The 13,657-nt window shown below is 68.1% G+C and carries 7 protein-coding genes; 2 read left to right on the top strand and 5 right to left on the bottom strand.

Annotated elements, in window-relative coordinates:
- On the bottom strand, positions 1-600 hold the full coding sequence (locus AC3DEZ_RS10810; RefSeq protein ID WP_488388300.1) for a tetratricopeptide repeat protein: 600 nt from the start codon (positions 598-600) through the stop codon (positions 1-3).
- 2 nt (positions 601-602) lie between these two features.
- Positions 603-3,020 carry a penicillin-binding protein 1B gene (gene mrcB / locus AC3DEZ_RS10805; RefSeq protein WP_488388299.1) on the bottom strand — a complete coding sequence of 806 codons (2,418 nt, stop codon included), beginning with the start codon at positions 3,018-3,020 and terminating at the stop codon, positions 603-605.
- A gap of 72 nt (positions 3,021-3,092) precedes the next feature.
- On the opposite strand from mrcB, the gene AC3DEZ_RS10800 reads away from it, so the two are divergent.
- Complete coding sequence (locus tag AC3DEZ_RS10800) at positions 3,093-4,412, top strand: glycosyltransferase (RefSeq protein WP_488388203.1); 1,320 nt, start codon at positions 3,093-3,095, stop codon at positions 4,410-4,412.
- 30 nt (positions 4,413-4,442) lie between these two features.
- Positions 4,443-5,729 (top strand): glycosyltransferase, encoded by a 1,287-nt coding sequence (locus tag AC3DEZ_RS10795; protein WP_488388202.1) that lies wholly within the window; start codon positions 4,443-4,445, stop codon positions 5,727-5,729.
- On the opposite strand, the gene AC3DEZ_RS10790 is transcribed toward AC3DEZ_RS10795, so the two are convergent.
- The 3 genes from AC3DEZ_RS10790 to hrpA all read right to left on the bottom strand — a co-directional run bounded on the left by AC3DEZ_RS10790 (position 5,726) and on the right by hrpA (position 13,611).
- On the bottom strand, positions 5,726-7,312 hold the full coding sequence (locus AC3DEZ_RS10790; protein ID WP_488388201.1) for a hypothetical protein: 1,587 nt from the start codon (positions 7,310-7,312) through the stop codon (positions 5,726-5,728). The two genes, AC3DEZ_RS10795 and AC3DEZ_RS10790, sit on opposite strands and share 4 nt — an antisense overlap.
- A 20-nt stretch (positions 7,313-7,332) precedes the next feature.
- Positions 7,333-9,498 carry a RelA/SpoT family protein gene (locus AC3DEZ_RS10785; RefSeq protein WP_488388298.1) on the bottom strand — a complete coding sequence of 722 codons (2,166 nt, stop codon included), beginning with the start codon at positions 9,496-9,498 and terminating at the stop codon, positions 7,333-7,335.
- Positions 9,499-9,594: 96 nt separating this feature from the next.
- Positions 9,595-13,611 carry an ATP-dependent RNA helicase HrpA gene (gene hrpA, locus AC3DEZ_RS10780; RefSeq protein ID WP_488388200.1) on the bottom strand — a complete coding sequence of 1,339 codons (4,017 nt, stop codon included), beginning with the start codon at positions 13,609-13,611 and terminating at the stop codon, positions 9,595-9,597.
- Positions 13,612-13,657: the final 46 nt, after the last annotated feature.

Here is a 13,657-nt window from a genome sequence, read left to right as displayed (position 1 = left end):
CTACATTCTATTGATGCCGGGCACCGTGCAGGTATCGAACTGCTGTCCGGCTTCGCCAATGGCGCGATCCAGGGCGGCCAGCTTCGCCGTCTGTTCGTCCAGTTGCGCCTGGTTGGGCCGCTTCAGCGGCGCGGAGGCCAGTTCGCGTCGATGCTCGCGGACCTGGCGGACGGTTTCCCAGTGCCGGCGGCACAACGGACCGACGGCGGAACCCAGCCCGGCCGCGCGCTCGGCAAACCGTTCGGCCTGATCGAATTCGCCCAGCGCCAGCGCCACTTCGGCCCGCTCCTGCAGGACCGCCGGATCATCGGCGACGATGCCCAACGCCTGATCCAGCGCTGCTGCGGCGGCGGCGGGATTGCCGCCCGCCACGGCCTTGCCGGCGCTCGCGCGCAGATCCTCGACCTCGGGATCACGCAGCGGCTGCACGTTCAGTTCGCGATCGTCGCCGCCCTGCGCGGCCTTGTGTACCGCGGCCAGCATCTGCGCGGATGTGCGCACGGCGACCGCGGGCGGCTCGGGTTCCGATGGCGCGGTGACGCAGGCCGCCAGCGCAATCGTGGCAATGACAAGGGTGGCGGAGCGGGAAAACAGTTTCATCTTCATGGCGGTGATGCGGGCGGGGGAGTGTCTTCGGCGGGCGGGGCTTCCTCGGGTTTCCGATCCAGGCCGAACCAGCTGCGCCAGCCACCGCTCTCTTCTTCCGGCGCCGCCGGCGCCTCGATCACGCAGGCGCTGTAGGCGGGCGCGAAGCCGGCCACGAACGGCAGCTGGCGGGCACCGGGGCAGCCGGGATCGGTCGTGTTGGCACCGGCCACCCACTGCCAGTCCAGGCCCTTGCCGGACACGTTGAGCGGCGCGCTGGGCAAGCGCATGAACAGGTTCGACCATACCCGCATGCCGCCGGTGGCGCCCTGCAGGCCGGTCTGTTCGTTCTTGTCGTTGCCCATCCAGACGACCGCGAGATGATCGCCGGTGTAGCCGGCGTACCAGCTGTCGCGGCCATCGTTGCTGGTACCGGTCTTGCCGGCCGACTGCAGCCGGCCCAGACCGTCGCCGAGCAATCGCCGGCCGGTACCGTTGCTGACCACTTCCTGCAGCGCCACGCTGATCAGGTTGGCGGCGATCGAATCGCCTTCCTGCGCGGGCGCGGGCGTCTTGTCGTAGCGCTTGAGCAGCTTGCCGTTGGGATCCAGCACGCCGCGCACCGCGTGCAGCGGCTGGATTTCGCCACCGGACGCGAGGAACTGGTACAGCTGCGCGATCGCGTACGGACTCTGGTCGGTCGAGCCGAGGATGAGGGCCGGATTGGCGTCGGCCTTGACGCCGGCCAGCACGCGCAGCAGTTCCGCCAGCCGTTCCGGATCGACCTTCATGCCGATGCGCACGGTAGCCTGGTTGTACGAGCGCGCGAGCGCGTCGATCAGGCGCACGGTGCCATGGCTGCGATTGTCCGCATTGCCCGGCGTCCAGCGCCGGTTCCTGCCCAATTGCACGGTCACCGGTGAATCATCGACCCAACTGGCCAGCGAATAGGTATCCGGCTGGGCCAGCGCGAGCAGGTACACGAACGGCTTGAGCAGCGAACCGACCGGACGCTGCGCTTCCACCGCGCGGTTGAAACCCGGCTGCGAGACATCGCGGCTGCCGACCACCGCCAGCACGTCACCGTCATGCACATCGGTCACCACCACGCCCGCCTGCAACGGCGGCCGGCGCTTGTTCTCCAGCGCCTTGATGGTGCGGGTGACCGCACCTTCGGCGTAGGCCTGCGCGGAGGGCGACATGCCGGTCAGCACGGTCAGGCCGGCACCCTGCAGCGTGCTTTCCGGATAGTCGCGCGCCAGTTGCCGGCGAACCAGATCCACATAGGCCGGGAAGCGGTTGGCCGCGGCCATGCCCGGAGTCTGGGTGACACCCAGCGGCGCGGCCAGCGCGCGCTTGTATTCCTTCTCGTCGATGAGCCGGGTTTCCAGCAGCTTGCCCAGCACGAAGTCGCGGCGTTCCTTCGCACGCTCCGGATTGCGCCGCGGATCGTAATAGGAAGGCCCCTTCACCATGCCGATCAGCAGCGCGACCTGTTCGGTGGTCAGGGAGTTCAGATCGCGGCCAAACCAGAATTCGGCGCCCGCCGCGACGCCATGGATGGCCTGGCTGCCGCGCTGGCCGAGATACACCTGGTTGAAGTACGCCTCCAGGATCGTGCTCTTGTCGTAGCGCGCTTCCAGGATGAGCGCGAACAGGATTTCATTGAACTTGCGCGACGGCGTGACTTCCTTGCCGATACCCAGCAGACCGCTGCGCGCGAGCTGCTGGGTCAGCGTGCTCGCGCCCTGGCGGGTCTCGCCGCCGGAACGCAGGGTCACCCAGACCGCGCGCGCGATGCCGCTGAGATCGATGCCGTGGTGGTCCTTGAAGTCGCGGTCCTCGACCGCCTGCAGGCCGGTCACCAGCAGCAACGGCACTTCCTTCAATCGGACGAGCCGGCGCTCTTCCTGCTTCTGCCCGTACAGGGTGGCGATGCGCGCCGGATCCAGCCGCGCCGCCTTCAGGTTCTGCCGACGGTCGATATCGCGCACCGCCGCCACCCGGCCACCCGACAGGCTGACCTGGACCCGGCGTGGCGCCACCTGCCCGTCCACGTCGACGAAGCCGCGGCTGGCGATGGTGAAGCGTCCGCCCTCGCCGACATAGGTACCGGGCAGCTTGCCGGTGCCGTCCTCGCGGTAGGAGGCCGCGGCCAGCTCGGTCTTCAGGGTCTGCGCATCCATCGCCACGCCCGGCGCCAGCGCCAGCGGACGCGCGTAGACGCGCGTGGGCACCTGCCAGCGCAGTTCCCCGAATCGCTGGGTGACCTGGTGGTTCAGGTACAACGTATACGGAATCAGGAATCCCAGCCCCAGCCCCAGCGCCGCCAGGCCCCAGGTGATCAGCCGTTGGCGCCAGCGTGGCGCCCCGGCTTCGTCCTCGTCGTACTCGTAATCGTCTTCGTCGTCGTAGTCGGTATGGGCCACGGGGATGCGACAATGGGAATTCCGGGCAGTCTAACGCAGTCCCGGCAACCCCAAGGGCCGTGATAGCCCGCAAATTCAGTGTCCGCCCAGCTACTCATGCCCCCATCGACGGCTTTCCATTGGCATCGGCTGCTTTCCAGGCTGCATCGACTGCGCCTGGTGCTGGCCTCCCAGGGAATGGAGGGACTGGCCGGCAGGCTGGGGAGGAATGGGGTGGAGGCTGAACCAGCAATCCGGTTTCATCCGGAATCGCTTGACCCGCCCACGCCCGGCGGAGGGAATCGCCTGCTGGTGATCGATGGAAGCCTGCCACGACCGGATCGTGATTCAGGCTCCATGCGCTTGTTTGGCATCCTGCGCCTCATGCGTGAAGCTGGCCTGGAGGTCGATTTTCTTCCCGAGGATGGATTGGAACACGGCGCCGACGCCGATTCACTTCGGGCATTGGGCGTCCGGATCCTGGGCCGGAGTTGGGCGGCTTCGCCGATCAACCGCTTGCGGCGCTCAGGCAAGCATGCGGGCGTGCTGGTATGCCGCTACCACCTGGCACGCTACTGGTTTCCGTTCCTCCGACAACATGCTCCGTCGGCCCGCCTTGTTCTGGATACCGTGGATCTGCACTTTCTGCGCGAAGCTCGGGAAGCGGAACTTCTGGGCAAGCCCGCGCTGGCGCGGATGGCCCGCGCGACCCGGAAACAGGAGCTTCATCAAATCGGGGAGGCGGAAGTCGCCTGGGTCGTCAGCGAATTGGAGCGCGAGCTTCTGGCGGAGTTGGTACCCACCGCGAGAATCGAAATCGTATCCAACATCCACGGTCTGCGCTCATCCCCTCCCGGATTCCCGGAACGACAAGGCATGTTGTTCGTGGGTGGTGGCAGGCATCCACCCAATGCCGATGCAGTCCGCTGGCTGGTGTCCGGAATACTGCCCCGACTGACCCGCGAGGCATCACGTGACATCGATATCCATCTGGTAGGTGCGGGCCTGCGGGAAGCACTGACGGGAATCATGTTGCCAGCTTCCGTGCATGTGCATGGACATGTGCCTGATCTTTCGCCACTGCTGGAAAAATGTCGCGTCGGTATTGCTCCGCTCCGATTTGGCGCCGGGGTCAAGGGCAAGATCAACCAGTACATGTCCTATGGGCTGCCGACGGTAGCGACCTCCTGTGCCGCCGAAGCCATGCACCTGATCGACGGAAGTGACGTACTGCTCGCTGACGACGAGGAGGACTTTGCCATTGCCATCGAACGACTCCATGCGGAGCAGGAACTCTGGGAACGCCTGTCCCGGAACGGTTTGGCGAGCGTGCAGCGCCATTTCTCGGCGGACGCAATGCTGCCGGCCGTAATGCGCACGTTTCCTCTTCCCGTGACCCCAATCCCGGCACACCGATGATTCTCGCCGCGTCGATGAAAGAACGATGACATGCGATTTCTCCTGATCGCCTACGAATTCCCGCCCAGTCCTTCCCCGCAATCCTTGCGCTGGGCGTATCTGACGCGCGAACTGGTGGCCAGGGGACACCAGGTCAAGGTCCTGACCATCCATCTGGGTGGCCAGACGCCCGGGCTGCCGGAACTTCCATCCGCGCTTGAAACACATCGCACGTTCGCGGGTCCCTTGCGGGGTCTGCTGGCCTACCTGCGGGATCGCAAGCATGCCCAGCAGTCACCCATGGGGAACACTTTCGCCGCCGCCGCCTCCCCGCTGCGCCCGCCCCGCAGCTGGAAGCAGTCATTCTCCGAAACCGCACAGAACCTGGCGGCGCGTTTCGTCTTTCCAGACGTGCGTGGTGAATGGTCGCCCTGGGCCAGGCCAGCCCTTGCCCGGTGCCTGAAGGAATTCGCCCCTGACGTCGTCATCAGTTCCCACGAACCGGCGACGTCGCTGGAGCTTGGCTTGCTCGCCAAGGCAAAGGGATATCGCTGGATCGCCGATCTGGGAGATCCCGTGCTGGCACCCTACACGCCGCCGCGCTGGCGTGACCGCGCACTGCGTGTGGAGCTGGAAACCTGGCGCAAGGCCGATCACCTGATCGTTACCCATGCTGGCGCCGAGAGATTGCTGAAAGATCGCCATGGCCCGGGAACTCGGACCAGCGTGATATCGCAAGGCTTTGCACCCGAAGCTCTCCCTGCCCTCACGGATATGCCCTTCGATCCCCGGCGACTGGAGCTGCTCTATACCGGCAGTTTCTATCAGTTCCGCAAACCCGATGACCTGGTGGCCGCGATCGCGGCGCATCCCGGTGCCAGGCTCAACATCGCCTCCGTCACTGTTCCGGAGTCGCTGCTGCGCGCCGCGGAAACCATGCCGGAGCAGATTCGCCTGCTGGGTTTCCTTCCGCACCGGCATATCCTCCAACTGCAAAGATCCGCGGATGTGCTCATCAACATCGCCAACGCCGATCCTTCGCAGGTGCCCGGAAAACTCTACGAATATCTGGGTTCAGGTCGTCCCATCCTGCATGTCACCCGCCAGCACGACACCAGTTCGGATCTGATCGCCGCCCTGCGGCGTGGCTGGGTCAACGATGGTTCGCTGCCGTCGTTGCAGCGCTGGTTCGACCAGGCAAGCGCCCTGAAGAAGCGCGGCGAGCTGGATCAGGGATTCGACCTGGGTCAGGACATCGTCTCCAACTACAGTTGGCCGGCGCTTGCAGCCCGGCTGGAGGAAATCTCCGAACAGGTGCTGCGCAGTCCCGCGCGCTAACGCTGCGCCTGGCGCGCCAGCCTCACCCGCTCGGCGAAATCGGACAGGCCGGGCGCACGGGCATCGATTCCACGCGCCTCGTCCAGCGCCTGCGCGGCGAAGACGACATCCCCGGCCCCCAGGCGCTCGTCGCCCACCGCGATCCATTTCTGCGCCATGCGCCGACGGGCTTCCACCAGCACGGGATCGCCGGGCCGGATGGCCTGCCAGGCCGACAGGCACGATTGCGCGCGGCGCACACGATTGCCGCGCCATTCCTGCTCGAAGCACTGTTGCGCCGCCGAGAGCACGCGGGTCGCGGCGCGCCGGACACGCGGGTCATCCGGCGCCAGCGCCTGCGCGGCGCGCAATTTGTCGTACGCGCTTTCACCCGGTGGCGTCATCCAGTCCCCGCGTGCCTCGGCCTGCGCCATTCCCGCCAGCAGGTTTTCCATCCTGCGCTGCCGCTCGCGCGGCGGCACCGATGGCGGCAGGCTGGCCCGGGAAGCGCGCGCGCGTTCCAGGTACTGCGCGGCTTCCCGCACCGCCGGCGATTGCGGCGACAGCTCGCGCGCCTGCGCCAGCGCGGACTCGGCCTCGCTGAATCGGTAGTCGCCCGCCTGGCGTCGCGCGGTTTCGGCGTAGGCGGTCCCGAGCCGTTCAATGCCCTGGCGCGCGCGCGCGTCCTCTCCCGCCGCGGACTGCACCGCCCGATAGCCTTCCGCCGCCTTCGCCAACCGCCCGCGTCGCAGATCCGCATCGGCGCGTCGGAGACGTTCGTCGATGGCGCGCGCCAGCGAGGCCTGCGCCGCAGGCAGATCCACGTGGCCGCTGTCGTAGCCGCGTACCTGGGTGATCAGCCGGCCGGCCGCTTCGAGCTCGCCGCGCGCCATCACCGTGCCGGCCTGCTGCAGCAGATCGCTGAGGATGTCCTCGCGCGCCTCGAGCGCCTCGATGCGACCGGGTTGCAGCGCCAGCACGCGCTGGAACAGGGGTAGCGCCGCGGCGGGCTCCCCATCGAGGCGTCCGCCCGCCTGCGCCTGCCTTGCCTGCCGCAGCAGCGACTCGATGCCTGCGTCGGCGGCCTCGCGTTCCCGCAACTGTTCGGCCACCGCCGTGGCTTCCGCGCGGGGCACCTGCAATTCATTGGCCAACGCGAGCGCGGTGTGCGCGGCGGCGAGATCCCCGTGCGCGGTGGCGCGGCGTGCCTGTTCCAGCGCCGTCCGAGCCACCCGCGCCAGACCGTCACGCGCCTCGCTGCGGTCGCTGTCCAGGGCCTGCGCGGCTTCGAAATACTGGCGGGCACCGGTGCCGTCGGGCGCGGTCAGCCGGCCCGCGCCAAGCGCGGCCTGGCCGTTGTCCAGCAACTGCTGGATGCGCGTGTCGGGCCAGAACAGGTTCGCCAGCGGCTGCCGGAATACCGCCAGCAGGATCAGCAGCGTCACCACCACCAACGCACCCCAGCGCCAGGTGCGTCGCGCCCGCCACAGCGGCGGCGCACTGCGTGGAGGCGTGTGGTCACCGCGGAAACGCAGGTGCTCCCAGTCGGCGATCGGTTCGATCCGGCCGTCCTGGCGGGGCTGCTCGTGGCTGTGCTCGGGCATGACCGGCCCAGCATAACCATTCAGGCTGAACGTCGCGCTTCCTCCACCCCCGGCACCGCGTCGAGCTTGCCCAGCAGGGTCGACAGTTGGCCGAAGTCGGCGACCTTCAGGCGCAGGCGCAGCTGCACCCGACCACTGGCGCCGGCCTGATCACTGTTGATCCCCAGCACGTGGGCATCCTCCTGGGCGATCAGGGTGGTGATGTCCTTGAGCAGCCATTTGCGATCGATCGCACGCACCTGCACGTCCACCTCGTAACCGCCCCCGGTCTGTCCCCATTCCACCGGCAGCACGCGCGGCGGACTGGCGGCGGCCAGGCGCTGGAACGCGATGCAATCGGTCCGGTGCACGCTGACGCCGCGACCGCGGGTCAGATAGCCACTGATCGCCTCGCCGGGCACCGGCTGGCAGCAGCGCGCCAGTTGCACCAGCAGGTTGCCGACCCCTTCCACGGTGAAACGCGACTTGGAGGGCGGTGCCGGCTTGCGCCCGCCCGGCTTGCGCAACGGCAGCGACGGCGGTGTGGCCGGCTGGGCGGCGGCACGCTGCTCCTCGTGCAGCGCGCGCACGACCTGGTTGGGCCCGACATCGCCCAGCGCCACCTGGATATGGAGTTCCTCGACATTCTCGGCATGGAACTTCTTCGCGACGCCGGAAAGGTCGGCCTGATGGAGGCCGAGGCGCTTGAGTTCCTTTTCCAGCAACTCACGGCCCGCCTGCAGGTTGCGCGCGCGGTCCAGTTTGTGAAACCACGCGCGCACCTTGTCGCGCGAACGGCCGGAAGCGAGGAAGCCATTGGCCGGCAGCAGCCAGTCGCGGCGTGGTTCGCCGGTCTTGGAGGTCATGATTTCGATCCGGTCGCCGCTGCGCACGGCATGGTTCAGCGGCACGATGCGGCCGTTGACCTTGGCGCCGCGGGTGCGGTGGCCGACCATCGTGTGCACGTGATAGGCGAAATCCAGCACGGTGCCGCCATGCGGCAGATCGATCACCTCGCCCTTTGGCGTCAGCACGTAGACCCGATCCTCGACCAGTTCCGAATCCAGGTCGCCCGCCAGGCCGGCGCCTTCGCCACCCTCTTGCGAATGATCCAGCAATCGCCGCATCCAGGCGATCTTGCGATCGAAGGCGCGATCGCCGCCGCCTTCCTTGTAGCGCCAGTGCGCGGCCACGCCGAGCTCGGCCTGCGCATGCATTTCGTGGGTCCGGATCTGCACTTCCAGCGTGCGCCCTTCCGGGCCGACGACGGCGGTGTGCAGGGATCGATAGTCGTTGGCCTTGGGGCGGGCGATGTAGTCGTCGAACTCGCTCGGCACCGGTGTCCACAGCGCATGCACCACGCCCAGCGCCGCATAGCACGCGCCGATGTCGTCCACGGTCACACGCACCGCGCGCAGGTCGTAGAGTTCGTCGAAGGACACCTGCTTGCGCTGCATCTTTCGCCAGATGCTGTAGATGTGCTTCGGACGGCCGCTGATTTCGGCGCCGATGCCATGTCCGGCCAGTGCCTGGCGCAGGGTCGTCTTGACCGCTTCGATGTAGCGCTCGCGCCCGACGCGTTTTTCGTCCAGTTGCGCGGCGATCTGGCGGTAGGTTTCCGGCTCCAGGTAGCGGAACGCCAGATCCTCCAGTTCCCATTTCAGCTGCCAGATGCCCAGCCGGTTGGCCAGTGGCGCGTGGATGTCGCGGGTCAGCTTGGCCAGTGCGCGCCGTTGCGTGTCTTCCAGCGCTCCGGCATTGCGCATCCGCGCCAGTTGCCGCGCCAGCAGGATCGGCACCACGCGCAGATCCCGCACGATCGCCAGCAGCAGGCGTCGCAGTCCTTCATTGTTCGCGGCGCGATGCTGTTCGGCGTGCAGCGCCCACACCTGCGCGGCGGCCTGCTGTCCTTCCAGCAGATCGACGATGCCGGCGGGCAGGACGGCCGGCTTGGCGCCGGGCGCGGGTTCGGGCGATGGCAACGCGAACAGCCAGGCGGCGGCGATCACCTCGCCATCGGCGGACAGCGCCGTCAGTGTCTCCAGCGTATCGGCCAGCACCGCCAAGGGATCCTGCAACGGCAGGTCCTGTCCGGACCAGGCTTCGAGGCGCATCGCGACGAGCTGGCGCGAGGTCGCCGGAAGCGCCACGGCCGAGGGCCGTTGCAGCAGTTCCAACAAGGCTTCGCGCGGGACGGAGAACACGATCGGATCCTGACGGCGGGACTTCAGTACGTTACCCGCACGCACGGCCGACGAACAGTCTCGCCACGCATTCCGTTCATGCCCGCCGGTTGTGTGCCGCTAACCACGCAGGGCCTGCAATCGCTGGGCCAGCTTCTTCGGCGATACGCCTCCACGCGCGCCCAGTTCCTGGGCGAACACGGAGACGCGCAATTCCTCCAGTTCCCAGCGCAGCGCCTGCCAGTCCGGCTGTCCCGACACGCCCAGCCGCGTCGCGTCCTCCAGGGCATCGGCGAACGGCTTTATTTCCAGCATGCGGGCCTGGTCGCGGGTCGGATCGCGCAGGGCACGCTCGGCGCGCAGGCGCATGGCCTTGAGGTAGCGCGGCAATTCCGCCAGTGCTGATGCGGGGGTCCCGCGCAGGAAACCCGGGTGCACCAGGCCCTTCAGCTGCGTGCGCAGATCATCCAGGTTGCCGCGCGCCCAGCCCATCAGCGGCGATTCCAGTTGCGGCTTCAACTCCGCGACCGCCGACAGGATGGCTTCCGCCAGCTTGAGCCGCTCCATGGCCTCGCCGAACAGGCTCCGGCCCGCGTCGTCGCGGCGTCGTTCGAACGCGGCGCGATCGCGGATGCCCTCCAGTCCTTCCGCCAGCACGGCATTGAGCGCCGCATCGACGATGTCCGCGCGCAAGCGCTCCTTCTCGCCCGCCCTGTCGCCCTCGGCGAAGCGTTCGATGGCGGCATATAGCAGCCCCACCTTCGGCGGCACCGGCAGCTGCTTGCGCGCCTGGCGGACCCGGTCGACCAACGCGATTTCAAGCAGGCGGCGCACGCCGCGTGGATGGGCCGCCTCGGCCGCGGCGCGATCGGCGAACACCTGCAGCGCCACGCTGTCACCGTCGTCGCGCAGCGCCGGAAACGCGGGAACGCCCGCTTCACCCGGCACCTGCAGGGGAATCGGCTGGGACGGGAACTCGCGCAACCCGCTCGCCGCCATCGCCCGTCCGGCGCGCGCGGCGAACGCCTGGCCGGCGCGTTCGCCGAAGCGCGCGCGCAGTTCATCCAGATCCCGCGATTCGGCCAGCACCCGCGCTTCGCCGCCCTTGCGCGGATCCTCGCGCAGGCGCAGGTTCATGCGCAGGTGCGGTTCCAGCGCGGATTCGTCGAAATCGAGCGCGGTCACCGCGGCGCCGGTGGCGCGCGACAGGAAGCGCGCGAGTTCGCCGCGGATATCGTCGGCGGCGGGCTGCGGGTGGGCTTCGAAGAAGGCCCGGCCGAAATCCGGCGCTGGCACGTAGTTGCGCCGCATCGCCTTGGGCAGGCTGCGGATGAGGCCCGAAGCCTTGTCGCCGATGAAGCCGGGCGCGAGCCAGGACAGCCGCGCGGGGTCCAGCGCGTTGAGCAGGTGCAGGGGCACTTCCAGGGTCACCCCGTCGTCCACGGCGCCGGGCTCGAAGCGGTAGTGCAACGGCAGCCTCGCATCGCCCAGCGCGAAGTACTTGGGAAAACGATCTTCTTCGCTGCCTTCACCCGGCAACAGATCCGCAAGCGTCCACACCAGTCGACGGCGCGCTTCCGGCGATTGTCCCTTCCACCAGGCGTCCAGGCCGGCGGCGGAGTGGATGTCCGGCGGAACCCGATCCAGGTACCAGCGCGCCTGCCAGTCTTCGTCCGCGACGATGCCGGCCCGACGCAGCTTGGCTTCCTCTTCGCGCGCCAGTTCCAGGGTCTTCAGGTTGTCGGCGACGAAGCCGGCGCGCGTATTGATTTCGCCGGTCACCAGCGCCTGGCGGACAAAAATGTCGTGGGCTTCCACGGGCGCGATCCGACCGTAGTGGACCGGCTTCTTCGGCGCCAGCACCAGTCCGAACAGGCTGATCTGCTCGGACGCCAGCACATGGCCCTGCGCACGTGACCAATGGGGATCGAAGTGCTTGCGCATCAACAGGTGCGGCACCTCGGCGATGACCCAATCCGGTTCGACCGCCGCGTTGGTCAGTCCCCACACGCGCTGCGTATCCAGCAGGGTGGCGCTGAGGACCCAGGGCGGCGGTTTTTTCGCCAGCGCCGAGCCCGGGAAAATCTGGAAGCGGCGCTGGCGAGGCGCCTGGAAGTCGCCCTTTTCACCGCGATGTCCCACCTGGGTCGGCAGGCCTGCGATCAAGGCGCGATGCAGGGCGACGTAGGCCGCCTGACGCTGTTTCTCGGTTGGGCTTTCCGCTGAGGCGACACCCGAATTCGTGTCGCCGGCCCTGCGCGCGCGCTCCGCCGCCCTGCGTGGCGGTGCCTCGGCACCGGACGCGGGTTCCAGCGTCCACCCCAGTTCCTCGCACAGCAGCAGCAACTGGCGATGCAGTTCGCGCCACTCGCGCATGCGCAGGAAGCCGAGGAAGTGGCGTTCGCACCAGTCGCGCAGCTTCGACTGGGTCAGATCCTCGTGGGCCTGCCGGTAGGCATCCCAGAGATTGACGATGCCGAGGAACTCCGAGCGGGTATCGGCGAAGGTCGCATGCGCGCTGTCCGCCGCCTCGCGGGCCTCCGGCGGCCGCTCACGCGGGTCCTGGATGCCGAGGAAGGCCGCGATGATGATCATTTCGCGCACGCAGCCGTGCTGCTGCGCCGCCACCAGCATGCGCGCCAGCTTCACGTCCACCGGCAACCGCGCCATCTGCCGGCCGACGGTGGTCAGCTTGCGATCCTTGTCCACCGCGCCCAGTTCGGTCAGCTGCTGCCAGCCATCCGCGATGGCACGCTCGTCCGGCGGTTCCAGGAACGGGAAGTCCTCGATCCGCCCCAGTCCCAACTGCAGCATCCGCAGGATGACCCCCGCCAGGCTGGAGCGCCGGATTTCCGGATCGGTGAACTCGGCCCGCGCCTGGAAGTCGGTCTCCGCGTACAGGCGATAGCAGATGCCTTCGGCGATGCGACCACAGCGGCCCTTGCGCTGGTTGGCGCTGGCCTGCGAGATGGGCTCGATGTGCAGGCGATCCAGCTTCTGGCGCGGACTGTAGCGCTTGACCCGCGCGTAGCCCGGATCGATCACGTAGCGGATGCGCGGCACGGTCAGCGAGGTTTCCGCCACGTTGGTGGCCAGCACCAGCCGGCGCTTCGGGCCGGGATTGAACACCCGGTCCTGATCCCGCGCGGACAGGCGCGCGTACAGCGGCAGCACTTCTGTCTCGCGGTACTTGCGGCGTTCCAGCGCCTGGTGGGCATCGCGGATCTCGCGCTCGCCCGGCAGGAACATCAGCACGTCGCCGCGCGGATCCTGGCGGGTGATCTCGTCCACCGCCGCCACGATGGCGTCGTTGACGGTGCGCTCGCCCTGTTGCTCGCCCTCGCCTTCCAGCGGCCGGTAACGGACGTCGACGGGATAGGTCCGTCCCTCCACGCTGATCACCGGTGCGTCGTCGAAATGACGCGCGAAGCGCTCGGTGTCGATGGTGGCCGAGGTGACGATGACCTTCAGGTCGCGGCGTTTGCGCAGCAACTGCTTGAGGTAGCCCAGCAGGAAATCGATGTTGAGGCTGCGCTCGTGGGCCTCGTCGACGATGATGGTGTCGTACGCCGACAGCCAGCGGTCGCTGGCGATTTCGGCCAGCAGGATGCCGTCTGTCATGAACTTGACGCGGGTGTTCTCGCCCACCTGATCGGTAAAGCGCACCTGGTAACCCACCGCATCGCCGATGCCGGTCTTCAGTTCCTCCGCCACCCGCCGCGCCACTGCGCGCGCGGCAATCCGGCGTGGCTGGGTACAGCCGATCATGCCGGCCACGCCGCGACCGGCCGCCAGGCACAGTTTGGGCAACTGGGTGGTCTTGCCCGAGCCGGTCTCGCCGGCGATGACGACCACGGGGTGACGACGGATCAGTTCGATGATCCGCTCGCCTTCACGGGCGATCGGCAGCGCCTCGTCCAGACTCACCGCCGGTACCGATGCCGCCCGCGCCTCGCGCTGCGACACCGAGCCCGCCAGCGCCCGGGCAAAGGCCTCGCGCGCGGCGGGATCGGTGGGTCGCGCCTGCCAGCGCGACCACAGTCCATGCAGGCGTCCGCGGTCCCGGCTGAGCGCGCCATCGATGGCGCGGCGGGCAGCCTGGAGATCGCGGTCCGGGGAAGTTTCGATAGCGTTCATCAATCCAATCGGGTGAAACGTTTTATTACCCAAACGGGTTTAGGGT

This window comes from Pseudoxanthomonas sp. 134C1, from assembly GCF_057773065.1.
This window is presented reverse-complemented; position numbering and strand designations above follow the sequence as displayed.